General features: G+C 67.9%; 28 protein-coding genes. 15 read left to right on the forward strand and 13 right to left on the reverse strand.

Annotation, left to right across the window (positions count from 1 at the left end; genetic code table 11):
* Positions 1–12: 12 nt before the first annotated feature.
* Entirely contained in the window at positions 13–831 is an 819-nt protein-coding gene (locus tag ABT186_RS15190) for an alpha/beta fold hydrolase (protein ID WP_351925345.1), read from the forward strand.
* Positions 832–848: 17 nt separating this feature from the next.
* Here ABT186_RS15190 and ABT186_RS15195 read toward each other — a convergent pair whose 3' ends face one another.
* A complete protein-coding gene (locus tag ABT186_RS15195) occupies positions 849–1799 on the reverse strand; it encodes a LysR family transcriptional regulator (RefSeq protein WP_351222824.1) in 951 nt (316 codons plus the stop codon).
* Between the two features lie 105 nt (positions 1800–1904).
* Between ABT186_RS15195 and ABT186_RS15200 the strand changes: the two genes are divergently transcribed.
* The 3 genes from ABT186_RS15200 to ABT186_RS15210 all read left to right on the forward strand — a co-directional run bounded on the left by ABT186_RS15200 (position 1905) and on the right by ABT186_RS15210 (position 4209).
* Positions 1905–3104, forward strand: coding sequence for a cysteine desulfurase-like protein (locus ABT186_RS15200; RefSeq protein ID WP_351925347.1), 1200 nt, complete (start codon positions 1905–1907; stop codon positions 3102–3104).
* A gap of 102 nt (positions 3105–3206) precedes the next feature.
* On the forward strand, positions 3207–3851 hold the full coding sequence (locus ABT186_RS15205; protein ID WP_351222828.1) for a methyltransferase domain-containing protein: 645 nt from the start codon (positions 3207–3209) through the stop codon (positions 3849–3851).
* A gap of 31 nt (positions 3852–3882) precedes the next feature.
* Positions 3883–4209 carry a DUF6087 family protein gene (locus ABT186_RS15210; RefSeq protein WP_351222830.1) on the forward strand — a complete coding sequence of 109 codons (327 nt, stop codon included), beginning with the start codon at positions 3883–3885 and terminating at the stop codon, positions 4207–4209.
* Between the two features lie 178 nt (positions 4210–4387).
* Here ABT186_RS15210 and ABT186_RS15215 read toward each other — a convergent pair whose 3' ends face one another.
* On the reverse strand, positions 4388–4885 hold the full coding sequence (locus ABT186_RS15215; RefSeq protein ID WP_351222862.1) for a hypothetical protein: 498 nt from the start codon (positions 4883–4885) through the stop codon (positions 4388–4390).
* 487 nt (positions 4886–5372) lie between these two features.
* On the opposite strand from ABT186_RS15215, the gene hemL reads away from it, so the two are divergent.
* The 9 genes from hemL to ABT186_RS15260 all read left to right on the forward strand — a co-directional run bounded on the left by hemL (position 5373) and on the right by ABT186_RS15260 (position 14038).
* Complete coding sequence (gene hemL, locus ABT186_RS15220) at positions 5373–6692, forward strand: glutamate-1-semialdehyde 2,1-aminomutase (protein WP_351925349.1); 1320 nt, start codon at positions 5373–5375, stop codon at positions 6690–6692.
* Positions 6689–7363, forward strand: coding sequence for a histidine phosphatase family protein (locus tag ABT186_RS15225; RefSeq protein ID WP_351222866.1), 675 nt, complete (start codon positions 6689–6691; stop codon positions 7361–7363). Before hemL ends, ABT186_RS15225 begins: the two co-directional genes overlap by 4 nt.
* 286 nt (positions 7364–7649) lie before the next feature.
* Positions 7650–8960 carry a polysaccharide deacetylase family protein gene (locus tag ABT186_RS15230; protein ID WP_351222868.1) on the forward strand — a complete coding sequence of 437 codons (1311 nt, stop codon included), beginning with the start codon at positions 7650–7652 and terminating at the stop codon, positions 8958–8960.
* Between the two features lie 66 nt (positions 8961–9026).
* Positions 9027–9662: a TlpA family protein disulfide reductase gene (locus ABT186_RS15235; protein WP_351222870.1), complete on the forward strand. Its 636-nt coding sequence runs from the start codon at positions 9027–9029 to the stop codon at positions 9660–9662.
* A gap of 1 nt (position 9663) precedes the next feature.
* Entirely contained in the window at positions 9664–10434 is a 771-nt protein-coding gene (locus ABT186_RS15240; protein ID WP_351222872.1) for a cytochrome c biogenesis CcdA family protein, read from the forward strand.
* Positions 10435–10437: 3 nt separating this feature from the next.
* Positions 10438–12243: a cytochrome c biogenesis protein ResB gene (gene resB, locus ABT186_RS15245; protein ID WP_351222874.1), complete on the forward strand. Its 1806-nt coding sequence runs from the start codon at positions 10438–10440 to the stop codon at positions 12241–12243.
* A complete protein-coding gene (ccsB, locus tag ABT186_RS15250) occupies positions 12240–13322 on the forward strand; it encodes a c-type cytochrome biogenesis protein CcsB (protein WP_351222876.1) in 1083 nt (360 codons plus the stop codon). Before resB ends, ccsB begins: the two co-directional genes overlap by 4 nt.
* Before the next feature lie 102 nt (positions 13323–13424).
* Positions 13425–13589 (forward strand): hypothetical protein, encoded by a 165-nt coding sequence (locus ABT186_RS15255; protein ID WP_351222878.1) that lies wholly within the window; start codon positions 13425–13427, stop codon positions 13587–13589.
* Positions 13590–13627: 38 nt separating this feature from the next.
* Entirely contained in the window at positions 13628–14038 is a 411-nt protein-coding gene (locus ABT186_RS15260) for an SRPBCC domain-containing protein (RefSeq protein ID WP_351925351.1), read from the forward strand.
* Positions 14039–14082: 44 nt separating this feature from the next.
* Here the strand turns inward: ABT186_RS15260 and ABT186_RS15265 are convergent, their stop codons facing one another.
* The 4 genes from ABT186_RS15265 to ABT186_RS15280 form a co-directional block, all read right to left on the reverse strand.
* On the reverse strand, positions 14083–15165 hold the full coding sequence (locus tag ABT186_RS15265) for a hypothetical protein (protein ID WP_351925353.1): 1083 nt from the start codon (positions 15163–15165) through the stop codon (positions 14083–14085).
* Between the two features lie 210 nt (positions 15166–15375).
* Positions 15376–16365, reverse strand: a complete 990-nt coding sequence (locus tag ABT186_RS15270) for an isopenicillin N synthase family dioxygenase (RefSeq protein ID WP_351925355.1) — start codon at positions 16363–16365, stop codon at positions 15376–15378.
* Positions 16358–16810: a nucleoside deaminase gene (locus ABT186_RS15275; RefSeq protein WP_351925383.1), complete on the reverse strand. Its 453-nt coding sequence runs from the start codon at positions 16808–16810 to the stop codon at positions 16358–16360. The genes ABT186_RS15270 and ABT186_RS15275 overlap by 8 nt, the downstream gene beginning before the upstream one ends.
* A gap of 311 nt (positions 16811–17121) precedes the next feature.
* Entirely contained in the window at positions 17122–17358 is a 237-nt protein-coding gene (locus tag ABT186_RS15280) for a hypothetical protein (protein WP_351925357.1), read from the reverse strand.
* Positions 17359–17501: 143 nt separating this feature from the next.
* Here ABT186_RS15280 and ABT186_RS15285 point away from each other — a divergent pair, with 143 nt between their 5' ends.
* On the forward strand, positions 17502–18464 hold the full coding sequence (locus ABT186_RS15285; protein WP_351236871.1) for a helix-turn-helix domain-containing protein: 963 nt from the start codon (positions 17502–17504) through the stop codon (positions 18462–18464).
* Positions 18412–18534 carry a DUF397 domain-containing protein gene (locus ABT186_RS15290; RefSeq protein WP_351236881.1) on the forward strand — a complete coding sequence of 41 codons (123 nt, stop codon included), beginning with the start codon at positions 18412–18414 and terminating at the stop codon, positions 18532–18534. Before ABT186_RS15285 ends, ABT186_RS15290 begins: the two co-directional genes overlap by 53 nt.
* Before the next feature lie 266 nt (positions 18535–18800).
* Here the strand turns inward: ABT186_RS15290 and ABT186_RS15295 are convergent, their stop codons facing one another.
* The 7 genes from ABT186_RS15295 to ABT186_RS15325 all read right to left on the reverse strand — a co-directional run.
* Entirely contained in the window at positions 18801–19379 is a 579-nt protein-coding gene (locus tag ABT186_RS15295; protein ID WP_351925359.1) for a helix-turn-helix transcriptional regulator, read from the reverse strand.
* A 593-nt stretch (positions 19380–19972) separates the two neighbouring features.
* Positions 19973–20335: a toxin-antitoxin system YwqK family antitoxin gene (locus tag ABT186_RS15300; RefSeq protein ID WP_351925361.1), complete on the reverse strand. Its 363-nt coding sequence runs from the start codon at positions 20333–20335 to the stop codon at positions 19973–19975.
* 181 nt (positions 20336–20516) lie between these two features.
* The gene (locus tag ABT186_RS15305) at positions 20517–20843 is read right to left on the reverse strand and encodes a toxin-antitoxin system YwqK family antitoxin (protein ID WP_351925363.1); all 327 of its coding nucleotides are present in this window, start codon (positions 20841–20843) and stop codon (positions 20517–20519) included.
* A 144-nt stretch (positions 20844–20987) separates the two neighbouring features.
* Positions 20988–21431, reverse strand: coding sequence for a toxin-antitoxin system YwqK family antitoxin (locus ABT186_RS15310; RefSeq protein WP_351925365.1), 444 nt, complete (start codon positions 21429–21431; stop codon positions 20988–20990).
* Positions 21432–21474: 43 nt separating this feature from the next.
* Entirely contained in the window at positions 21475–21876 is a 402-nt protein-coding gene (locus ABT186_RS15315) for a YwqJ-related putative deaminase (RefSeq protein WP_351925367.1), read from the reverse strand.
* Positions 21854–22330, reverse strand: a complete 477-nt coding sequence (locus ABT186_RS15320) for an SUKH-3 domain-containing protein (protein ID WP_351925369.1) — start codon at positions 22328–22330, stop codon at positions 21854–21856. The genes ABT186_RS15315 and ABT186_RS15320 overlap by 23 nt, the downstream gene beginning before the upstream one ends.
* A gap of 32 nt (positions 22331–22362) precedes the next feature.
* Positions 22363–23727 (reverse strand): YwqJ-related putative deaminase (locus tag ABT186_RS15325; RefSeq protein WP_351925371.1); only part of this gene is annotated, 1365 nt, incomplete at its 5' end.

The following is a 23727-nucleotide window of genomic DNA, read 5'->3' on the forward strand; positions in this document are numbered from 1 at the left end:
CAGGGGGAACACATGACGAAGAACAGCTCTTCCTCGACCGATTCGAAGTGGACCGGCATGGTGCCGGTTGACGATACGGCCCTGGCCGTCACCGACACCGGCGGCTCCGGCATCCCTGTGGTCTACCTCAATGGCCAGTTCGCCACTCAGGGGTACTGGCGGCGGGTCGTCGCTGAACTGGGCAGGGGATGGCGGCACATCACCTACGACGAGCGGGCTCGCGGCAGGAAATCGAAGCGCTCGGCGGACTATTCCTTCGAGGCCGCCGTCCGGGATGTCGATGCCGTTCTCGCGGCCAGGGGTGTGGACCGGGCGCTGCTGGTGGGCTGGTCCTACGGAGCGGTCGTCGCGGCGCACTGGGCCGGCCGGAATCCGGACCGTGCCCTGGGCGCGGTCCTGGTCGACGGCGCGTTCCCGTACGACTGGCTCGACGAGGCCATGGAGCAGCGGATCCGGAAGCTGTTTCGGCGGATGGGCTGGTTCACGCCGCTGCTGCGCCCGACGGGCCTGACCCCGCGGATGACCGCCGAACAGCAGGCGAACAGCAACATCGAGCTCGGCAGGCTCTCCCGCGAGCGCGAGCTGGGCCCCGTGCTGGACAACATCACCGTCCCGGTGCGGTATGTGGTTGCTTCGGGGACGTCCTTCGGAAGCCGCGGTGATGAGCAGGAACGGATACGCACCAGCCTCGATACGGTGACCGCCCGCAACGCGAACATCCACATCAGCGCGAAGGTCGCCGGCAACCACGGTGCGATCCTGAGAAAGGAGTTCCCGGCCATCGCCGAGGCCGTACGCGAGGTCGCCGCCCTCGACCGCGGGGGGCACTGAACAAGAGACCAGGTCGCTTACTGATCACCTGACTGCGATCTCCCTGACGACGGCGCGCTCTCCACGGCACCGGCCAGGAGCGTGACCAGCTCGTCGATGAGCGGGGAGCGGGCACCGGGTCTGCTGACGGCGAGGATCTCCCGGTAAAGCGGTGCGACGCCGGGCTGCAGGACCACTCTCTCGACTCCGGCGTCGTGTCCTGCTCCGAGGACCGTGGCCGGGATCAGGCCCACCGCGAGGCCCGCCCGGATCATGGCAAGCATGCTGTGCAGGTCATCGGTCTCCAACGTCACCTGCGGCGCGATCCCGAGCTCTCCGGCCCAGCGGTGCAGCAGACGCCGGTCGGGGTTGTGGGCGTGGCCCGAGACCCATTCCCGTTCCAGGCATTCGGCCAGCTCCACCGGACGTCGGCGCCCCGGCTCGGCACCCGTGACCAGGACGAGCGGTTCACGCCCCAGGACGGTGATTGTCAACGCCTCGGACGGAGCCGGCGGATCCTCGGGCAGGTAGCGGTAGGCGACGAGCAGGTCGATGTCCCCCGATGTCACCCTCGGCACGCCCTCGTCCGTCTCCACGACGACGAGACGGATCCGGGGACCTGGGCGTCGAGCCCTGAGCGTGGACAGGACCTGAGGGAGCAGGTAGGTCATGGCGCTGGGGTAGGTCCCGACGCGTAGTTCGGCGATCTCGTGATTCGCGATGCCGTGGGCGGCGTCCTGGAAGCGCGCGGTCGCGTCGAAGAGCGTCTCGGTCGCCTGGGCGAGGGAGCGGCCGGCCGCGGTGAGGATCAGTCGGCTGCCGGGGCGGCGGGTGATCAGTTCGACGCCCATGTCGCGTTCGAGCGCGGCAATGTGCTGGGACACCGCCGAGGGCACGTAGCCGAGCTCCGTCGCGGCCTCGGCCATCGAGCCCCGGCGTACGACGGCCAGGAAGGTGGCCAGGAGCTTCAGATCCGGCTGAGACTTCATGGTTCATGAACTTTCTCTTCGGGATCCATCGCTTTACGTGTCGCGAGGTCGACGCCAGAGTAGGCACCGCGACGCCAGGAACCCGCCCGACAGAAAGCCGAGACCATGGCCATCGACCTCACCGCCCTGCGGGCCCACTTCCCCTCCCTCGCCACCGGCCTCGCCTTCTTCGACGGTCCGGGCGGAACGCAGACCCCCCGCCCGGTCGCCGACGCCATCGCCGCGACGCTGACCGGCCCCCTGTCCAATCGGGGAACCGTCAGCCCGTCCGAGCTCAACGCCGAGCGCGCCGTCGAGGACTTCCGTGCCGCCTACGCCGACCTGCTGAACGTGCCCGCGAACGGTATCGTCCACGGGCGCAGCGCCACGCAGCTGACGTACGACTTCTCACGCCACCTGGCCAAGAACTGGAACGCGGGCGACGAGATCCTCCTCAGCCGCCTCGACCACGACGCCAACGTCCGCCCCTGGGTCCAGGCGGCCGAGCGCGCCGGAGTGACGGTCCGCTGGATCGAGATCGACCCGGAGACCACGGAGCTCGACCTCGACTCGTACGAGCGGGCCCTGACGCCCCGGACCCGGCTGGTCGCGGTCACGGCAGCCTCCAACGTGCTGGGCACCAAGCCGCCCGTGCGCCGGATCGCCGACCGCGCCCATGAAGTCGGCGCTCTGGTGTATGTGGACGGCGTGCACTACGCAGCGCACCATCTCGTGGACGTTCCCGCGCTCGGGGCGGATCTGTTCGTCTGCTCGCCGTACAAGTTCCTCGGGCCGCACTGCGGGGTTCTCGCGGCGGCGCCCGAGTTCCTCGAAACCCTGCGCCCGGACAAGCTCGTGCCGTCCCCCGACACGGTGCCGGAGCGTTTCGAGTTCGGCACGCTGCCGTACGAGATCCTGGCGGGCGCCACCGCCGGCGTCGACTTCCTCGCCGAGCTGGATCCGGGCACGGGGGCCTCGCGCAGGGAGCGCCTCACCCGCTCCCTGGAGTCGATGCACGAGCACGAACTGACGCTGCGCGCACGGCTGCAGGAGGGTCTGGAGTCCCTGGGCGACGCCATCACCCTGCACTCGAAGGCTCCCGACCGCACCCCGACGCTCCTGATGTCCATCGAAGGCCGCGACGCCCGCGAGGCCCAGGCACATCTGGCCGCGCGCGACGTGCTGGCACCCGCCGGGTCGTTCTACGCCTACGAACCCTTCACCGCGCTCAAGCTCGAGGACCCCGCCCTGCGAGCGGGCCTGGCCCCCTACAACACCACCGACGACGTGGACCGCTTCCTCGACGGACTCGCCGCCTTCCTCTGACCTCGCCGGATCAGGCGAGGCGCCTGGCTGCCCACCGGCGCAGTCATTCCTCTTCCTGTGCCGCCGCGTCGATCGCGATCCGGTCACACCCCCCATCTGCTGGTGGGGGACGGCCGCGCCGGCCACCCCGACGGAGCCCCATACGACCGGCTGATCGCCACGTGCGGCTTCCGCAGCATCCCGCCCGCCTGGCTGGAACAGGTCCGGCCGGGCGGTGTCATCCTCACCACCCTTCACGGCTGGATGCGCTTCCTCGGCCTGGCCAAACTCATCGTCACCGGTGACAGCGCGAGCGGCTGGTTCAGCGAGGACGACCCGAGCTTCATGATCGCCCGCCAGCAGGACGCACCGGAGAGCCTCGGCATGGTGCCGGGCCCCGACGACGGGACGGTACGGAAAGCCGTACGCGGGCCAGAGCTTCTCACCAGCTCCGGGTCGGCGTTCATGGCGCAGCTTGCGGCGCCGGACGCCCGTTTCTTCTCGATGGCGGTCGATGGCGGCCCGGTCAGCACGTTTCTGTTGGACAGCGTCACCGATTCCTTCGCCGTCCTCGCTCCCACGGACGGCGGCTGGCAGGTCAGGCAGGGCGGCCCCCGCCGACTGTGGGATGCGATCGAGTCGGCGGTGGCCACCTGGGAGGAGTACGGCTCACCGAACACCGCGGCGTTCGGCGTGACTGTCTCCCGCGACCAGCAGGCCGTCTGGCTCGGGAACCCGAACGGCCCGCAGTGGGCGCTACCCTCCTGAGACAGCCGCCACCGACGCGAGGAACGCCAGGATGGACGACGAACCGCTGAAGGACTGGGCGGAACGCCGTGACGCGAGGATCGGCCGACTTCGCGCCGTGCCTGTCGTGCCCGTCGACGGGCCCAGGGCATCGCATCTGAACCCGGACGCACCCCGCGCCATCGAGCGCTGGATTGGGCACGCATGGGAGCTGTACGGGTTCGCCGCCAGCCTGGCCGACGCCAAAGCCATCCTGTACCCGGAGGCCAACGAGCCCTCACCCCCAGGGCCGGTGCCGAAGCTGCTCGGTTCCGGCACCGGCAAGCACCGCAAACCCCAGGCACCCAGGCCGGACGGTGGCGGCCGGGCACAGAGGTGATCAACGCCGCCGGGCCTGAGGCTGCTGCGGGCGCGGAGCGGCGGGGTGCCCCTCGACGTAGTGCGCGTTGGCTGCCTGGGCTCGTGGGCCGGCCGCCTGACGGCTCCTCCCGGCGCATGACAAGGGCGAGGTCCGAAGACCCCGCCCGCTACCACCGAAACCCCCAGCTCAGGGCCGATCAGGGCCACACAAGGCAATAAGGCTGATGCCCCGCCTCATGCAACCGATGGCTGAAGTCCTGCCACTCGTGCAGCAACTGGTACACATTGAACGCATCCCGCGGCCCGCCCCGGTCCGGCACCGTCGACCAGATGAACGCCGCCGCGCCCACCTGCTCCTCGCCGATGCCGCGCAGGGGGTCCACTGCGGTCATGGGGAGTTTGACGACCGCGTAGTCGGGGTGCAGGACGACCAGTTCCAGCGGCGGGACCTTGTGCAGCGGGACGCCCTCGATGCCCGTGAGGACCATCGCCGCCATCGTCTCCGGCTTGATCTTGGTGAACATGCCGCCCATGCCGAGTTCGTCGCCGCCGAGTTCCTCGGGGCGCATCGAGATCGGGACGCGGGCTGCCGTGGCGCCGTCCGGCGCGCCGAAGTATTTGTATGTCACCCCCACCCGACCACCATTCCCGCTCCCTGCCCTGAGTCGGTCGATCCTGCGGTCTCCGCGGTCCATACGGTCCCTCCGGTCGCTCGGGTCCCTACGGTCCATACGCGCCGCACGATCGATCCGCTCAGGCTCACTCTGCGAAACCTGTGGGCCCGACGGGCCTGCAACAGGCTGTCCCGAGCCCTGCCCGCCCTGTGAACCCTGCGTACCTTGCGAACTTTGTGAAGCCTGCGGGCCTTGAGAGCCCTGCGGGCCCTGCGAGCCGCGCGAACCATGCGGTTCGTGCGCCTCGTACGGCCCCTGCGCCCGACGTGTCTCTGTCGTCTCCTCCGCCTCGCGCCGGTGCCTTCCCCGCCGGGCACGCCGAGGACCGACGTCATCGGTCCCCTCGCCCAGTCCGCCACCGCGATGCATATCTCCACCCGACTGCTTTTCTAGGACGCGTGGCCCCCGCCGCGCAACCCGATCATCGTGTCAGTGACCTCCCCCACGGCCGCACGCCGAAACGTGCGTTTAAACACCTGTCCGCAGGATCTTCGCGGCCTCTGACACCATGGCTAGTGTGAGCTATCCGTACGAAGCCCCAGTTTCGCAGACTCTTTTCGAGCGCGCGGCGGCCGTCACGCCCGGCGGCGTGAACTCTCCGGTGCGCGCCTTTCGCGCCGTGGGCGGTACGCCCCGGTTCATGGTGTCCGGTAACGGTCCTTATCTGACCGATGCCGACGGACGCGAATATGTTGATCTTGTTTGTTCGTGGGGGCCCATGATTCTCGGGCATTCCCACCCCGATGTGATCGCCGCCGTCCAGGAGGCAGTCTCCCGCGGTACCTCCTTCGGTACGCCCGGTGAGGGCGAGGTCGCGCTCGCCGAGGAGATCGTCGCCCGGATCGAGCCGGTCGAGCAGGTCCGGCTGGTTTCCAGCGGGACCGAGGCCACGATGTCGGCCATCCGGCTCGCCCGCGGGTTCACCGGCCGGTCCAAGGTCGTCAAGTTCGCCGGCTGCTACCACGGACACGTCGACGCCCTCCTCGCCGCCGCCGGGTCCGGCGTCGCCACCTTCGCGCTGCCCGACACCCCCGGCGTCACCGGTGCCCAGGCCGGCGACACCATCGTCCTTCCCTACAACGACCTCGACGCCGTCCGCGCCGCCTTCGCCGCCCACCCCGGCGAGATCGCCTGTGTGATCACCGAGGCCTCGCCCGGGAACATGGGCGTCGTGCCGCCGCTGCCCGGGTTCAACCAGGGGCTCAAGGATCTCTGCCGGGAGAACGGCGCCCTCTACATCTCCGACGAGGTCATGACCGGCTTCCGGACCAGCAGGTCCGGCTGGTTCGGCATCGACGGGGTCACGCCCGATCTCATGACCTTCGGGAAGGTGATGGGGGGCGGGTTCCCCGCCGCCGCCTTCGGGGGGCGCGAGGACGTCATGGCGCACCTCGCCCCGGCCGGTCCCGTCTACCAGGCCGGTACCCTTTCCGGGAACCCGGTCGCCACCGCCGCCGGCCTCGCCCAGCTGCGGCTCCTCGACGACGCCGCGTACGAGAAGGTCAACGCCGTGTCCGATGAGATCCGTACGCTCGTCACCGACGCGCTCAGCAAGGAAGGCGTGGCGCACCAGCTCCAGAGCGCCTCCAACATGTTCTCCGTGTTCTTCATCGACCGGCCGGTACGGAACTACGAGGACGCCAGGGCGCAGGAGTCCTTCCGGTTCACCGCCTTCTTCCACTCCCTCCTCGCGCAGGGCGTCTATCTGCCGCCCTCGTCCTTCGAGTCCTGGTTCGTCTCCACCGCCCACGACGAGCGGGCGGTCCAGAGGATCGCCGACGCCCTTCCGGCGGCGGCCCGGGCAGCAGCGGAGGCCACCGCAGCATGAGTGACATCACCGTCGTCCACCTGATGAGGCACGGCGAGGTCGCCAACCCGGAGGGGGTTCTGTACGGGCGGCTGCCCGGCTACCACCTCTCCGGGCTCGGCCGGCAGATGGCCGAGCGGGTCGCCGAGCACCTCGCCTCCCGGGACATCACCCACGTCGTCGCCTCCCCGCTGGAGCGGGCCCAGGAGACGGCCACCCCGATCGCCAAGGCGCACGGGCTCGACCTCGCCGTCGACGAGCGGCTCATCGAGGCCGACAACGTGTTCCAGGGCAAGACCTTCGGGGTCGGGGACGGGGCGCTGCGGCGGCCCGAGAACTGGAAGCATCTGGTGAACCCGTTCAAGCCGTCCTGGGGCGAGCCGTATGTGGAGCAGGTGGTACGGATGATGGGGGCGCTGGACGCCGCCAAGGACGCCGCCCGTGGACACGAGGCCGTGTGCGTCAGCCACCAGCTGCCGATCTGGATCGTGCGCAGCTTCGTGGAGAAGCGGCGGCTGTGGCACGACCCGCGCAAGCGGCAGTGCACGCTCGCCTCTCTTACCACCTTCACGTATCAGGGCGACAAGATTGTGTCCGTGGGGTACTCGGAGCCGGCCCGGGATCTCGTTCCGGCTCATCTCCTCGCGGGCGCCAAGCCGGTGAAGGGGAAGGACAAGGCGTTCGGGGCCTGAGACCCGTACGTCGGAATCTCGTACGCCAGTGCTCGGTACGCCAGTGCTCGGTATGCCCGTGCGTGGTACGCCAGTTCTTGTACGCCAGTGCCTCGTACGCCCTGGCCGACCCAGGCGTCCGAGGTATTACGCCACGGCATACGCGTCGTCACAAGACGTATTCGGTTCTGTCATCTGACTGTATCTTCGTAAAATCCGTTATATATGCGTGGGTTGAGCGGAACCCTCGTCCGCGTCGCGCCCTCTCAGTGTGTGACCTGAGAGGGCGCTATGAGATGGGGACGTAATGCGGGAGATCAGCCGACGCGGACTGATGGGACTCGGGGCGGGTGCGGCAGCGGCCATGGGACTCGCCGCCTGCGGCACCCACGGGAAGGGTGACGGCGCACACTCCGGCAACGGCTCCGGCAAGGGGGATTCCGGCAGCTCCAGCAGCCCCACGGCCAACGCGCGTCTCATCGGTGACGGTTCCACCGCCAACACCGGCAAGCAGCCGAACCAGCCGGGAAAGCCGGTGCCCCTGGAGGCCGGTGAGACCCCGCCGCAGTTCGTGATCTTTTCCTGGGACGGCGCCGGAGAGGTCGGCAACGGCCTCTTCCCGCGCTTTCTCGACCTGGCCAAAGAGCACGGCGCGCACATGACCTTCTTCCTTTCCGGGCTGTATCTGCTGCCCGAGTCGAAGAAGCGCAAGTACCTGCCCCCGAACAACCATCCGGGCGCCTCCGACATCGGTTATCTGTCGGACGATCACGTCCGTGCCACGCTGCAGAACGTCCGCCGCGCCTGGCTCGAGGGCCACGAGATAGGCACCCACTTCAACGGCCACTTCTGCGGCGAGGCCCACGGCTCGGTCAAGTGGTGGACGCCCAAGCAGTGGCACAGCGAGATCACGCAGGCCAAGGCCTTCGTCAAGGAGTGGAAGACCAACACCGGGTGGCACGATCTGCCGCCGCTGCCCTTCGACTACGAAAAGGAACTGGTCGGCGCTCGTACGCCCTGCCTGCTCGGGCAGGACAACCTGCTGCCCACCGCCCGCGAACTCGGCTGGCGCTACGACGCCTCCTCGCCCGGCGGCCGGCAGATGTGGCCGGTCAAGCGGCATGGCGTGTGGGACTACCCGCTCCAGGCGATCCCGTTCCCGGGGCACACCTTCGAGGTGCTGTCCATGGACTACAACATCCTCGCCAACCAGTCGATCAAGACGACGAAGGCGCCGCCGTCCAACTACCCGGGCTGGCGCACCCAGGCAACGAATGCCTACATAGCCGGATTTGAGCGGGCATATCAGACAAACCGCGCACCCTTCTTCATAGGCAACCACTTCGAGCACTGGAACGGCGGTATCTACATGGACGCCGTCGAGGCGGCGTTCAAGCACATCGCGCAGGAGAAGGAGAAGGGCGCCGACGTACGGCTCGTCTCCTTCCGGCAGTTCACGGACTGGCTCGACGTGCAGCGGCCCGAGACCGTCCGCAAGCTGCAGAGCCTGAACGTGGGGCAGCGGCCGACGGGCGGCTGGAAGCAGTTCCTCGCGGACAGCGGCAAGGGGGCTTCGGGGGGTTCGGGGGCTTCGGGCAACCCGTCAAAGCCTGCCTGAAAGGCGGTTTTCCGCCCGCAAGGGGGGTGCGCAAGATCCCCGGAACGGACATGCGAAACTTTTCACATGAGTGCCGCCTGCCGCGCCCCCCAGCGCCTGAACCGCACCCGTAGCCGCAGCCGCCGACGCGCCGTCCTGGCCACGGCCGGGGCCGCCGTCGCGGCGCTCGTCCTGTCCGCCTGCGGATCGGGCGGAACCTCCGGGGGTTCCGGCAACACCAACTTCATCACCGGCAAGGACGGCATCGCGACCGTCAAGAAGGGCGAGCGGGCCGCCGCCCCCGACCTGTCCGGCACCACGATCGACGGCAAGAAGCTCGACGTCGCCGGCTACAAGGGCAAGGTCGTCGTCATCAACGTCTGGGGCTCCTGGTGCCCGCCGTGCCGCGCCGAGGCGTCGAACTTCGTCAAGGTCGCCCAGGACACCGCGAGCAAGGGCGTCCAGTTCGTCGGCATCAACACCCGCGACACCAGCACGGAACCGGCCCGCGCCTTCGAGAAGCAGTACGGGGTCACATACCCGAGCCTGTACGACCCGGCCGGCAAGCTGATGCTCCGCTTCAAGCCGGGCACGCTCAATCCGCAGGCGATTCCCTCGACGCTGATCATCGACAGGGACGGGAAGATCGCCGCACGCACGCTTCAGGCGCTCAGCGAGGACAAACTGCGCGAGATGCTCGACCCGGTCGTCGCGGAGAAGTGACGTGACCGCAATGTCCACGCTCGCCGCGACGGGCTACAACGGCACCGTGCTCAACGGAGCCCTGCTGGTGGCCCTGCCCATCGCCCTGCTCGGCGGTCTCGTCTCCTTCTTCTCCCCGTGCGTCCTGCCCCTTGTCCCCGGTTACCTGTCGTACGTCACCGGGGTCACCGGCACCGACCTGGCGGAGGCGCGGCGCGGGCGGATGGTCGCGGGCGCCTCCCTCTTCGTGCTCGGCTTCACCGCCGTGTTCGTCTCCACCGGGGCCCTGTTCGGCTCCTTCGGCTCGACTCTGCAGGAACACAAGGAAGTCCTGTCCAAGGTGCTGGGCGCGCTCATGATCCTCATGGGCGTCTTCTTCATGGGGCTGATGCCCTGGCTCACCCAGCGGGAGTTCCGCTTCCACAAGCGGCCCGTGACCGGGCTGATCGGCGCGCCCGTGCTGGGCGCGCTCTTCGGAATCGGCTGGACCCCGTGCATCGGCCCGACCCTCTCCTCCGTGCTGATGCTCTCCTCCGACCAGGGCAGCGCGGGCCGCGGGGCCATACTGACGGTCGCGTACTGTCTCGGCCTCGGTGTGCCCTTCGTGCTCGCCGCGGTCGCCTTCCGTAAGGCGCTCGGCGCCTTCAGCTGGGTCAAGCGGCACTACACCTGGGTGATGCGCATCGGGGGCGGCATGATGATCGCGACCGGCCTGCTGCTGCTGACCGGAGCCTGGGACGGCATCGTGCAGCAGATGCAGAGCTGGTCCAACGGCTACTCGGTGGGGATCTGATCCATGAGCGACACACGGAGCACCGACGTGCACGGCGACGAGACCCCCGAGACCCTTTCGAACGGCACCGAGTCCGACCTGGGCGAGGCCGGCTCGCAGCTGTCCACGGCCCCGGTCGAGACAGCCATGCCCGGGTCCTTCGGCGGTTCCCGCGCCCCCGGCGCCAAGGGCTGGATCATCTGGACCGCTCGCGAGGTCATCGGCTGGGCCCGGTGGTTCTGGCGGCAGCTGACCTCCATGCGGGTCGCGCTGATCCTGCTCTTCCTGCTCTCGCTCGGCGCGATCCCCGGCTCGCTGATCCCGCAGTCCGGCACCGACGCGACGAAGGTGCAGGACTTCATGACGGCCCACAAGACACTGGGCCCCGTCTACCAGAAGCTCGGGCTGTTCCACGTCTACAGCTCGGTGTGGTTCTCGGCGATCTACATCCTGCTGTTCGTCTCGCTCATCGGCTGCATCGTGCCGCGTACCTGGCAGTTCGTCGGCCAGCTCAGGGGCCGTCCGCCGGCCGCGCCGAAGCGGCTGACCCGGCTGCCCGCGTACGCGACCTGGCGCACCGGCGCCGACCCCGAGCAGGTGCGCGAGGCCGCGCTGAAGGTGCTCAAGCGGCGCCGCTTCCGCGCACACGTCGCCGGGAACGCCGTCGCGGCAGAGAAGGGCTATCTGCGCGAGGCCGGCAACCTGGCCTTCCACATCGCCCTGATCGTGATGCTGATCTCCTTCGCCTGGGGCCAGCTCTACAAGTCCGAGGGCAACAAGCTCATGGTCGAGGGAGACGGCTTCTCCAACACGCTCATCTCGTACGACGACTTCAAGTCCGGCAACCTCTTCACCAGCGACGACCTGGTGCCCTTCAGCTTCGACCTGAAGAAGTTCACCGGCACCTACGAGCGCACCGGCCCCAACCGGGGCACCCCGCGCACGTACCAGGCGGACATCACCTACAGCGTGGGCGCCTACGGCAAGGAGAAGAAGACCACCATCAAGGTCAACGAGCCCTTGCAGATCGGTGACGCGAAGGTCTACCTCGTCAGCCACGGGTACGCGCCCACCGTCACCGTCCGGGACGGCAAGGGCACCATCGTCTTCCACGGAGCCGTGCCGCTGCTGCCCCTCGACTCCAATGTCACCTCGCAGGGCGCGATCAAGGTCATGGACGGCTACCGCAACGCCCAGGGGAAGACCGACCAGCTCGGCTTCCCCGCGTTTTTCGTGCCGACCTTCGCGGGCGCCGGCAAGGGCGACATGTTCTCCCAGTTCCCGGCGCTCGACTACCCGGTGCTCGCGGTGTCCGCGTACCACGGGGACCTGGGCGTCAACGCGGGCCTCCCGCAGAACGTGTACCAGCTGGACACCAAGAACCTGAAGCCGTTCAAGGACTCCAAGGGCAACATCGCCAAGGCCCGCCTGCTGCCGGGCGAGACGATGACACTGCCGGGCGGCAACGGCTCGATCACCTTCGACAAGGACATCAAGGAGTGGGCCGGCTTCCAGATCGTGCAGCAGCCGGCCACTGGCTGGGCGCTCGGCGGCGCGATCGCCGCGATCTTCGGCCTGGCCGCCTCCCTGTTCATCCAGCGCCGCCGCGTCTGGGTGCGCGCGACGACCGGCGCCGACGGCGTCACCGTCGTGGAGATGGCGGGCCTCGGCCGCAGCGAGTCCGCGAAGGTCCCCGAGGAACTCGGCGACCTGGCCGCGCTCGTCCATGACCAGGCACCCACGAAGACCGACGACCCAGACGCCGACCCCGATCAGGAGCCGGGCGCCACACCCCCCGTACCTGCCGCTGAAGGGGCTCAGACGAAGTGACCCTCGCCACCGCCACCAACGAACACCTCGCGAACATCAGCAACACGCTGATCTACTCCGCGATGGCCGTCTACACGCTGGCCTTCTTCGCGTACATCGCCGAATGGCTCTTCGGCAGCCGCAGCAAGGTCGCCCGCACGGCCAACGCGCTCACCGCCGACTCCGCGCGGACGGCGCAGGCGCCCACCGTCACGGTCAACAAGGCCGGCGGCACGGCGGTCCTGGAGCGGCCGAAGGTCGTCACCCGCGCCGTGGCCGGCGCCCGCGACGTGCCGGACGGCCCCGGCGCCCACGGCGGCGACGAGCAGGGCGACCTCTACGGCCGGATTGCCGTGTCGCTCACCGTGCTGTCCTTCCTCGTCGAGCTCGTCGGCGTCATCGCCCGCGCGGCCTCCGTGCAGCGGGCGCCGTGGGGCAACATGTACGAGTTCAACATCACCTTCTCCACGGTCGCCGTCGGCGTGTACCTCACGCTGCTCGCGCTGAAGAAGAACGTCCGCTGGATGGGCCTCTTCCTCACCACCACGGTCCTGCTCGACCTCGGTCTCGCCGTCACCGTCCTGTACACCGCCAGCGACCAGCTCGTCCCCGCCCTCCACTCGTACTGGCTGTACATCCACGTCTCCACCGCGATCGTCTGCGGCGCGGTCTTCTACGTCGGTGCGGTCGGCACGATCCTTTACCTCTTCAAGGACTCGTACGAGAACAAGCTCGCGAACGGCGGCAAGCCCGGCACCTTCGCGACCTCCGTCCTGGAGCGGCTGCCCTCCTCGGCGTCCCTCGACAAGTTCTCCTACCGCGTGAACGCCGCCGTCTTCCCCCTGTGGACGTTCACGATCATCGCGGGCGCCATCTGGGCCGAGTCCGCCTGGGGCCGCTACTGGGGCTGGGACCCCAAGGAGACCTGGGCCTTCATCACCTGGGTCGCCTACGCCTGCTATCTGCACGCCCGCTCCACGGCTGGCTGGAAGGGCCGCAAGGCGGCCTACATCGCGCTGATCGCCTTCGGCTGCTGGCTGTTCAACTACTACGGCGTGAACATCTTCGTGGGCGGCAAGCACTCGTACGCGGGCGTGTAAGTCCCCCGCCGTAAAGGCCGGTTCCGGTGACCTGACTCACCGGAACCGGCCTTTGTCGTACGGACAGTCGGGTACGTCAGGGACTCGGCGGCCAGGGAGGGCGTGGCGATCACCTGGCAGAGCGGGGGCGAGAGCGAGCAGCTGATCTTCGACCCGCAGAGCTACGGCTTCCTCGGGTGGTGCCTGCTCGATGCGAAAGGCCAGGTCACGGGCATGAGCTCCGTCCTTGAGCGGGCCGTCGTCGACAAGGCGGGCGAGCGCCCGTAAGGCGTGCGGATCCCCCGCTCGCGCGCGAGGCTGGTGTCATGACCAATCCCATCGAAGAGGGCACCGCCGAGCACCGGGGGGACAGGCACATACGGCACTACCTGCTGCACCTGCCCCGGCCCGTGGAGGAGGTCTGGCCCGCCCTGGCCAGCTCCGCAGGGCTGCGGGGCTGGCTGGCCGCCGCCGAGCCGTTCGAACCACGGCTCGGCGGCGCGGTGGGACTCCGGCTGCCCGAGGGCACGGCCTGGGGCCGCATCACGGCGTGGGACGTGGAACGGGTCGCCGAGTACACGGTGGAGGGCCGCGACCGTATCCGCTTCCATCTGGAGCCGGGCCATACGAAGGGTACGACGGTGCGTTTCACGCATGAGAGCAAGGACGCGAGGGACCCGGGCTGGCGGGACCGCTTCGAGCACCTTCTCGCCTATGTGGAGGCCAGCACCCTCTGAACGGGGCGGCACGTCCAGGTCTTGGCAGACTGCGCGCACGATGTTCAGGTGTCGTCGGGCGTCAGCGGCGGCAGTGACACGAGCAGCGCCCGGGAGGAGGGGGAGGGGCCCGCCTTCCAGCCGGTGGTGCGGGCGACCTCGGCCAGGGTGCGGCGGGTCGCGTTCCTGAGCGCCGGGTGAGCGTACCCGCGTAAGGCCGCCAAGAAGACGACCTGGTCCCGGACGCCGTCCGTACGGTCGCGCAGAACGCACTCCATGAGGCCGCGTCCGGCGGGCTCCTGCACGTTGTCGATCAGTACGACCGGGCGGCCCAGCCGGTGGGAGCGCTGCATGACCCCCGCGTATGCGTCGTCGAGGTCGGCCAGCAGGGCCCGGACGAGATAGCGCTCGGCGTGGGTGCGGGAGCCGCCGCCGGCCCGGAAGTGCCCGGACAGCAGGATGAGGCCCAGCTTGGGGTTGCCGCCCGCGTCCGGACAGTCGCGGTACCAGGTGGCGGCCCTGCGCAGCCGCCGGTGGGTGGGCGAGACCCCTTCGCTGAAAGCCTCCAGGGTCGCCTCGATGATCGGTTCGACGACAGGCCCGGTGCTGGACATGGAGGCGACGAGCTTGGCCACGACCTTGCTCGCCCAGCGCCCCCCGAATCCGTCCAGGAACGACCGGGAGTCGTTCAGCAGCAGGATCCGCTCCGCCTCCTGCCGGATCCGCGGCACGTCCCGGTCGCTCCAGCCGCCCGCCGCGACGGCGAGCAGTCCGGACGCGAGCCGCGGGAAACTGATCCGCCGGGCGCCCGTCACGGGCTCGGCGAGCTGCTCGGCGACCGTGGTCAGCGCCTGCGCGACGGGCGACCAGGCCTCACCCGGCCGCTCCGGCGGCGGTCCGGCGAACTGCGGCTCCTCGCCGTCGACCAGCGCGACGGGCGTATGCCCCTGGTACGCGGCCCGCACCTGAGCGAGCAGGGCGCTCTTGCCGAGCCCGCGCCCGCCCGTGAACACCACGAACGGCAGATCGCCCTGGTGTTCGTACGGGGAGGGGCGCAGCTGGTACGGACGCAGACCGACGAGCCGCGCAGCGAGACCGGGCGGGTCCGTGTCGAACAGCGGCCCCTGGCCGTGCGGCCCTCTGTGCACCGCATCTCCCCCTGGCGCGGTCCGGTCCGATGTGCTGCCTGTCCTGCTGATGTGCTGCTGATGTGCTGCTGTGAAGGTGTACCAATACCCGCCCGGAAAGGGGGAGTTGGTTCGGACTAGGGCGCATGGTGTCCGTTGGGTGACGAAAGTTTTCCGCCGCGGGGCGCTATGTGATCGCCGGAACTCGTACGGGTGCGCGCCCTTCGCCCGTCAGCCCACCGTGATCGAGTTCAGTTTCTCCCGCAGGTACACATGCGAATCAACGGGCGCGTACGCCACGCGCCCCACCGGCGCCGGAACCGACTCCACGACCGTCCCCGGCGTGCACTCGCCGAAGTAGACGAGGGACATCAGCTCCTCGGCGGGTGCGTCGGCCGGGGGCGGCAGGACGCGGTGGCGGCCGGAACGCCAGCGGTCGCCGGTCCAACGCGCCATCAGGTCACCGATGTTGATGGTGAAGGCTTCCGGGTCGTACGGTGCGTCCTCCCAGCCGCCCTCGTCCGTGTAGACCTGGAGTCCGCCCTTGCCGGCCTGCCGGTCGAGGATCGTCACGGTCCCGAAGTCGGTGTGCGGGCCGATGCGGAACTGGCCCGGCTCCGGCTCGCCGATGGTCTCCGTGCCCGGGTACCAGTTGATGTTGAAGCCGTAGGTGGGGTGGGCCATGTGGCGGGTGAAGAAGTCCGGTTCGAGGCCCAGGGCCTCGCCGAGCAGGGCCAGCAGATGGTTCTCCAGTTCTCCCATCCGCGCCAGGTACTCCTCGCACAGCGTCCGCAGCTCCGGCACCTCGCCCGGCCAGACGTTCGGCGCGTACCACTCCGCGTTGATCACTGAGTCCTCGAACGGCTCGTGCGTCGCGAAGGTCAGCGACTCCTTGAGATCGGGCGGGGTCTCGGTGCCCTCGGAGTAGCCGTTGGCCTCGGCGCCGGGACCGAGCCAGCCGCGCCCGCCGACCTTGGCGGCGTACTGCTCCTTGACGTCGGCGGGCAGCGTGAAGAAGACCCGCGCGGCCGTCCGGATCCGCTCGCGCAGGGACGGGTCCACGCCGTGGCCGGTGACCAGCAGGAACCCGGCGGTCCGGAGGGCCTCGTCGACCGTACGGGCGATACGGGCGCGGGCGTCCGGGGCGCCGTCCAGCCACGGCCGCAGATCGATGGTGGGGATACGGGGCTCAGCCACTGCCTCGGTCACTGATTCAGTCACTTCCGATGTCCTCATTCCACAGGGCCGGGTTCTTCTCGATGAACTCGCGCATCAACGTCGTGCACTCGGGGTCGTCGAGGAGGACCACCTCCACCCCATGTTCCCCGAGCCAGTCGTGGCCGCCGTGGAACGTGGTCGCCTCGCCGACGACCACCCGGGAGATGCCGAACTGGCGGACCAGGCCACTGCAGTACCAGCACGGCGAAAGGGTGGTCACCATCGTCGTATCCCGGTAGGAGCGCAGGCGTCCCGCCGCGCGGAAGGCGGACGTCTCCGCGTGCATCGACGGGTCGTCGTCCTGGACGCGGCGGTTGTGCCCGCGGCCGAGGAGGGTGCCGTCCGCGCCGTAGAGCGCGGCGCCGATGGGGATGCCGCCCTCCGCGAGGCCGGCGCGGGCCTCCGCGACGGCGGTGGCGAGCCACTCGTGTGCCTGTGCCTGATCCATGCCTTCACTCTCCGTCGGCCGGCGCAGCGGGGCAATGTGCGAAAGGTACGGCAGAGATATGGCGCACCCCCGGCGGGACACGGTCCCACCGGGGGTGAACACGCTCGGCCGCGTGGGCGGCACGGTCGTGGCATCGGCGGGGTGGGGCTCCCGGCGCTGGTGGCGGCGCAGGAGCACGTTGGTGTCGGTCTCCGCGCTGCCGTCGGATGCGGCGCGGGCCGCGGCCCGCTGCGAGGCGAGGTCCGCGCAGGCCGCGCAGCCGGGGACGGGACGGGGCGGTGTGCCCGGCTCTTCGTCCATCTCCCCGGCCATCACCGCACCTGCCGCGACTGCGCGTTGGCCGCCCTGACCGCGGCGCTGAGCCGTTCCTCGGGGGTGGCCGGACGGATCAGCCGCGGGTCGGCCTCCCATTCCCGTCCACCGCCCACGGGGCGCAGCATCACGTACGGGCCCGCCTTGTCCCGGTACTCGCCGACCTTGCGGGTCCGCGGGTCGTAGACGAGGGTGCCCGGTTCCGTAACTGCCGCGTTCTCCGCATCTGCATCCACTTCTGCTCCGTACGTTCTTTGCCGTTCGCACCCGCTGTATGCGAACGGCTCATTACTGTGAGTGCATCCAGCGTTGCTCAGCGGAACAGGCCGATTCAATGCTGGACGCGTGCCACAGGAGCACTGTCACGGAGGGGGACGCGGTGAGCCGACGCAACGCCGAGGGGGCATCGGGGGCCAGCACCGCCGTGGTGTTCGGCGAGGTGCTCAAGCACTTTCGCGAGGCGGCCGTGCTCACACAGGAGGGCTTGGCGCGCTCGATCCCGTGCGACCGCTCACACGTGGCGCGGGTGGAGGCGGGCACGAGGGTTCCACAGGACACGTTCGCAAAGAAGTGCGACGAACTGCTCGGTACGGGTGGGGTGTTGCTGCGGTTGTGGGGGCGGATCGACTGGTATCCGCAGGTGGAGCATCCGGACTGGTTCAAGCGCCGGGCCGAGATGGATGAGGTGGCGGTGGCCCTGCGGGAGTATCAAGAGCGCGTCGTCCCCGGCTTGCTGCAGACGCCGGACTACGCGCACGCACTGTTCAGCCGCCGTCCCGCGAACGCCGATGAGATCGAGGAGCGCGTCCGAGCACGACTGAGCCGACAGCAGCGGTTCCTCACGGACGGGGGTCCGCTGTACGTCGTCGTCCTGGATGAGAGCTGTCTGCGCAACGTCGTGGGGAGCCCCGAGATCATGCGAGACCAGTGCGCACATCTCCTGCGCGTCGGTCGGCGACCCAACATCCGTGTCCAGGTGGCTTTGGCGGGCACCATCGGACTCGTCCGGCCCCGAGGCTCCATGTCGTTGATCGACCTGCCCGACGGGCAGCGGTTGGTGTACTCGGAGTCCCTGGACCGTGGCCATTTCAACGACGATCCGGCCGTCTACGCCCGCCACAGCCAGACCTATGATGTGCTCAGGGCGGATACCCCGTCAGCTCGCGAGTCCGCTGCTCTGATCAGCGACGCGATGGAAGGGTACGGGCACCATGAGCAGGCACGAACTCAGCGCGGCGACCTGGATCAAGAGCAGCCGCAGCGACGACAACGGCGGCAATTGTATCGAAATAGCCCCCGGTATCCCTTCCGTCGTCCCCGTCCGCGACAGCAAGAACCCTGACGGCCCGGTGCTGTTGGTCTCGCGCCGAGCCTGGTCGGCGTTCGTCGCGGGGGTGCGGCACTCGGTATAGCACCAGGCCTCGGCATTCGTGTCGGGTGTGGATCTGCCTGGCGATTTCCTTGAGGCTCGACACGTCTGCGGCTGGCATCGCTGACCATTTTCCAACGTCTCGGCCACACCCGGAAGGGGACCAGGGCGTGTTTCGAAAGTGCTGGTCACCGTCATTCATTAATGGCCGCGACCAGCACGGTCGCTTCGTAGCGGACGGCGAGCTCGTACCTCGTTGCCACGTTGATCAGGCCGGCGAGGGTTCGGCTGCGCAGTACTCCGCGGCTGTCACTTCACGAAGTCGGGCGCGGCTCGGGGCGGCCAGCTGCCGACCGTGAGGACGCCCATCGAGTACGCCCGGGAGACGAGTGCCGCGCGGTTGGGGGCCTTGAATCGACGGAGCATCAGACCTACGTGATATTCGACGCCTTGCCGGCTGAGGTAGAGGCGCGAGGCCAGTTGGACGGTCGAGGCTCCGGTGGCGACGCCCTCCAGAATGCGGGCGTCCAGAGCCGTGAGAACCGGCGTCGGCTTGGCGGGCCGGTTCGCCGCTTCGGCCGGCTCGTCCTGCGGGCTCATCAGGACCACGACACCTGAGAGGTTGTCGCTCTCTCCTTTGACGGCTATGCCGGTGATCTCCGCCGAGAAGACCCGGTCGTGGCCGCGTATGGCGACCACTCGCTCGACGAAGCGGCTTCCGTGGCCGTTCGAGAGGCGGCTGAAGTGCTTGGGAAGGATGTTGCGGGCGCTCGGATGCAGAATTTCGTAGATGCTGCGTCCGCAGATCTCCGTGGACGGCCGGGCGATGTGACGGAAAAAGTCGGCGTTCGCCGCTTGTATTTTAAGGCCGGGGTCCAGGCTCGCCATGCAGGTGGCGTGCTGCGGGGCGTTCGGCCGCGGGTCTCCGCGGCGGGTGTTCGGCGGGGATTCCGGAAGGCTTCCTGCCATTATCGGCTTGTCGGCATGGGGGAGCATCGTTCTCTCCTGAGCGTTGGCCTGGAACGACTAATGCAAAAGCGGCGGACAGAATGGAAAGGCCGTTTGCGATAAACGTTCCGTTCTTTCAGGGTGCTGTCGTCGGCGGTGATCCTGGGAAAGTCATACGCCCGCCGCTCCGGTGAGGCGCGCGGTGACGTGCCCGGCACGTCGAGGTGCTGCCGTAGCAGGTACTGGGCCTTGGAGGCCGAGAGTTTCCGCCGGACAGGACTGATTCTCGGGAGTGGTGAGTTGATCAGCAACTCATCTCATGGGTCTAATCAACCGAGGTGAGCCGCTCTGGTGTGGCTCCAGGGTCCCCGCGTTCGCCCCGGTACAGGAGTCGCTGGTCATAGTCGAGATCGACATCGGGATCGTCTAGATCGATGCGCCGCGTCGTACCTGTCGTGACACGTTCATGCAGGGCGGTCAGATCCTCTGAGTTCCGATCGGCCATCGGTTCCAGGTTATCGGGCATCGCTGGACTAGGAATTCGTACGTTCCCATGAACGGATAGGGCGCCCGTCCTCGTCCCATTCGTACTCGGCGAGGGGAGTTTTAGCGTCCTCGCTGTTGATCATGCGCTTGGCCAGGGTGCCGTTCGGGTGCCAGGGTTTGAACTCTCCGGACACGAATCCCATGCGCATGACGCCCTTGGCGCGGAGCGTTCCGTCCGTGTACCACTCGTGGTAGGGGCCGTCCTTGAAACCGTCTGTGTAAGTCACGACACTCACCAGGTGCCCTGCGAGGTGCTCGACGACTTCACCCGTGTAGGGCTCTCCGGCATAGAGCAATCGGTGCCCGAAGTCGATGTCGACACAGTCGTTGTCAACGTCAATACGTCGCATGTTCACTACCGCGGGAGCTTGTTCTCGCCGTGTGGCTGCATCCCCTCGATGGTGAATGGCTCACGGAGGCACGTGACGACCTCGCTCCCTGGCTGATGGTCACGGCCCCACGACCAACGCGCGACCGGGGTGCTGACGATCAAGACAGTTCCCTTCCGGCGGGTAACAGCGGCGCTGGAAATCATTTACTTTCCGCGTGCCACTCTTTTGTCAGGTTGCCTTCCTCATCCCATTCGAATTGCGCCAACTGTCGCAGCCCGTTGTCGCTCATGATGGTCCGGGCTGCGAGCCTTCCGTTCGGGTGCCATCGCTGGAATTCACCGGCCGGGAAACCGCCCCGCATGACCCCATCCGACCGGAGGGTCCCGTCCATGTACCACTCGCGGACGGGTCCGTCTTCGACGCCGTCCTCGTACGTGATGAGACTCACGAGTGCACCACGCTGATATTCGACGGCCTCTCCGGCGAAGGGGGTTCCCCGGTAGTAAAGACGCTCACCGTAGTCCATGGTCGCGTCGGATCATCAATATCAATTCTGTGCAGACTCATCAGGGAATCCAGTTCTCGGGTCCGGGCATATCCTTCAGGAAGCGCCCATAACTACTGGGCACACCTGGGTGATCGCGGACAGCCTGGCCGTCACACGACGAGGTCAGTCGTCCCCCTTGCGCCATACCTCCGTCGGCTGGCCCTGCTCGTCCCACTCCCGGCTGGACAGGAAGGCCCCGTTGTCCTCGGAAAACACCCGCTCGGAGGCGAGCACGCCGTTCTGATGCCATCTCTGCGCGACGCGGACAGCGCGCCCTTTACGGACTGTCACCTCGGCCCTCAGCGTGCCGTCCTCGTACCATTCCCAACTGGGGCCATCCGCTAGACCGTCAACGTAGTTTTCCAGAGAAACACGGGCATCGCCAAGGTATTCCTCGACCTCGCCAGTGAAGGGTTTCCCGCGGTACAGCAGTCGCTGCCCCATATCCATATCGACCTCGGGGTCGTCGATATTGATCCGCTTCACGGATGGTGGTTGATCGGCATGCCCCACGAAGCGGCGGCCGTCAAGCCGTGCGTTTCGACTCTGGCACTCGTAATCGGTCAAGGGGTCACAACCAGCCGGACATCCGCATGCTGCCCTGAGTCCACTACCCGATGACCCGGACTCCGAGTTCCTCTAGGAGAGATGAGCAAGCCGCGCACGGAGACGTAGGCTTACCATGGTCGGGATTCCCCGGCTCACGAACCATGCGGGAGGTCAACGCAGCACCCTCGAACCGCGGGGCTGCTTCATGGAGAGTTGTTGTCCGCCCGTCCAACCGAACTGTATCCATCTCCCACAGTTGATCCGAGATCAGGGCTGACTCGGCGCAGCGACCGGTGTACGATCTCCGTTTATCCAGTGGTAGCGAATCAATAAACTCCCAAACAGCAGGATGGATATTGGGGCTACCCGATCCAACCAGGCTGGTTTGACTGAATACTTGTCCTCGAATCAGGAGCGATGATGCGACCGCAGGAAATTGCCTAGACAAAGAAATCCTCCGCATCCGGAGCGTCCGCGCCGCTGAGAAATCTAGAGAACGCGTCGTTCTCGTCAGACCCTATGAAGTACGCACCACTGTGGTGGAGGTGGAAGAAGCGTCCTCCCTCATCCACAAGGACAAGGCCAAGTTCCGAGGCCTCATACCCGACCGGGAACAAGCGCTGACCAAGATTGGCTGCAAGCTCCGAGATCTCCGCCGCGTCGCCTTCGTACCTACCTGTCGGATCCATGACCAGTGCACGTGCCGGCAACCTGGGGTGACCGAGCTCCAGGAGCCCGTAAGAGTGGATGATCTTGCTGGCCGCCTCGACCGGCGCCAAAGGGTAGTACTGACGTTCGGAATCCTGCACTCGCAGAGCAATGAGCTCGTCTGCCTGTTGCCCGATGTCACGGCCGGGGAACCACCCGTGTTCGGTCAACCAGTCGGCGACTTCAAGCGGCAGCTTGCCGGTTGCCATGGAGCAGTCCTGTTTCTGTGAGTGGTCGTTCATTAGTGAGCACGGATTCCAAGCGCGGGAAGGATGTGCTTACAAGTGTCGCACGGCGGAAGGTAGTCGTTGTGGCGACCTACGACCTCACCATCGCGCCTGATGAAATCACCGATCTTCCTCGTATGCATGACGCTGCCTTCCAACAGCCTCCTCGCATCAGCGGCGGTTCGGATTTGTGTCCCCGATGGATCCAGCTGATGTAGCCGGTCACTGATCAAGGAGATTTCAGCACACTTGCCGTGCCCTGTGCCCTTGCCTGGAAGAACGCCCGCGTCCACGTCATCGCTTATCTGCTTCAGGATTCCCTGAAGGACTTGGTGCGTGTGCGGCAGCTTCTGACCGTGCATCTTCGTCGTGCTCGTGTGCGCTGTGATGACATTGTCGTGCAGGAAACTGCCCGCACAACCAGTCGTGAGGTGGTTCTGCCCAGAAGGTGCCACCCCCGCAGGTGCATCACGCGCTTCGTCCGCGAGCTTGGCAGCCTCCTTGTCAAGCACGGCCAGCTGATGCTCGATGGGCAAGTGACTCACATCGAGTGCCGGGCGACGGTAGTGCTTCATCTGGCCGGCACTCTGACCGTGCCAGTCTGGCTGAGGGTCCAACGAGGCTCCCTCGGGCTGGTGACCGAAGTCATCAAGACCGGAGGAACCCGGACCGTCTGGCCCACTCGCGCCCGACTCGCTGTGATGAGCGGTGTCGTTGACGTGCTCCCCCGGCGACGCACTGCCATCCCCATGCTGGTCAGTGTGCGTGCCATGTCCGTCTCTGCCACCATGGTGTGCGGGGTTGTCTGCATGCTCGTTCTGCACCGGATCGTGGCGGTGAGGCGGCATGGGCTCGTGCGCTCCGCTCGGTCCGTCACCGTGGCTGGCGGCGGGGCCTGAGCCGTGCTCGTGCGCGCTGCCGCCGGGGAGGTGGTCGCCTGCATGCCCGCCCAGCAGACCGTCGCCTCCGGCGTGGACCGTCGGGAGGTTGTCGCCGCCCGCGTGTACCGCCGCGTTGTCGGGTGCGCGGCCGACGTCGCCCAGGTCGTGGCCCACGCTGCTGCCGAGGCGAACCGACTGGCCCGCGTGCTCGACGGTCGGTGTGGCCGCGCCCACCAGGGCCGGTTCCTTCACCGGCGAAGGTGTGTGGGGTACGTCCGAGCCCGCTGGTGGGTTGACGTCGTTGCCGTCCGGTCCCTTCGGGGCGTCCTGCGCCTTCTGCAGGACGTTGCCGTGCTCGTCCAGGAGGTTGCCCTGCGGGTCGTAGTACCGGGCCGCGGCGCCTTCCTCGGTCGGCAGTTTCGTCGTGCCCTCCGGCAGCACCGGACCCTCGTGGTGCGGCAGCTGGACGTTGCCGTCCGGGAGCTTGACCGCGCCCTC

It is taken from the genome of Streptomyces sp. NPDC001634 (assembly GCF_040298185.1).
GTDB lineage: Bacteria > Actinomycetota > Actinomycetes > Streptomycetales > Streptomycetaceae > Streptomyces.

Bases quoted from the DNA above. Each gene is read 5' to 3' on its own strand.
- ABT186_RS15190 (WP_351925345.1), top strand. From the start codon at position 13: ATGACGAAGAACAGCTCTTCCTCGACCGATTCGAAGTGGACCGGCATG.
- ABT186_RS15195 (WP_351222824.1), bottom strand. From the start codon at position 1,799: ATGAAGTCTCAGCCGGATCTGAAGCTCCTGGCCACCTTCCTGGCCGTC.
- ABT186_RS15200 (WP_351925347.1), top strand. From the start codon at position 1,905: ATGGCCATCGACCTCACCGCCCTGCGGGCCCACTTCCCCTCCCTCGCC.
- ABT186_RS15210 (WP_351222830.1), top strand. From the start codon at position 3,883: ATGGACGACGAACCGCTGAAGGACTGGGCGGAACGCCGTGACGCGAGG.
- ABT186_RS15215 (WP_351222862.1), bottom strand. From the start codon at position 4,885: ATGGACCGCGGAGACCGCAGGATCGACCGACTCAGGGCAGGGAGCGGG.
- hemL (WP_351925349.1), top strand. From the start codon at position 5,373: ATGGCTAGTGTGAGCTATCCGTACGAAGCCCCAGTTTCGCAGACTCTT.
- ABT186_RS15225 (WP_351222866.1), top strand. From the start codon at position 6,689: ATGAGTGACATCACCGTCGTCCACCTGATGAGGCACGGCGAGGTCGCC.
- ABT186_RS15230 (WP_351222868.1), top strand. From the start codon at position 7,650: ATGCGGGAGATCAGCCGACGCGGACTGATGGGACTCGGGGCGGGTGCG.
- ABT186_RS15235 (WP_351222870.1), top strand. From the start codon at position 9,027: ATGAGTGCCGCCTGCCGCGCCCCCCAGCGCCTGAACCGCACCCGTAGC.
- resB (WP_351222874.1), top strand. From the start codon at position 10,438: ATGAGCGACACACGGAGCACCGACGTGCACGGCGACGAGACCCCCGAG.
- ABT186_RS15260 (WP_351925351.1), top strand. From the start codon at position 13,628: ATGACCAATCCCATCGAAGAGGGCACCGCCGAGCACCGGGGGGACAGG.
- ABT186_RS15275 (WP_351925383.1), bottom strand. From the start codon at position 16,810: ATGGATCAGGCACAGGCACACGAGTGGCTCGCCACCGCCGTCGCGGAG.
- ABT186_RS15295 (WP_351925359.1), bottom strand. From the start codon at position 19,379: ATGGCGAGCCTGGACCCCGGCCTTAAAATACAAGCGGCGAACGCCGAC.
- ABT186_RS15300 (WP_351925361.1), bottom strand. From the start codon at position 20,335: ATGCGACGTATTGACGTTGACAACGACTGTGTCGACATCGACTTCGGG.
- ABT186_RS15305 (WP_351925363.1), bottom strand. From the start codon at position 20,843: ATGGACTACGGTGAGCGTCTTTACTACCGGGGAACCCCCTTCGCCGGA.
- ABT186_RS15315 (WP_351925367.1), bottom strand. From the start codon at position 21,876: ATGCGGAGGATTTCTTTGTCTAGGCAATTTCCTGCGGTCGCATCATCG.
- ABT186_RS15320 (WP_351925369.1), bottom strand. From the start codon at position 22,330: ATGGCAACCGGCAAGCTGCCGCTTGAAGTCGCCGACTGGTTGACCGAA.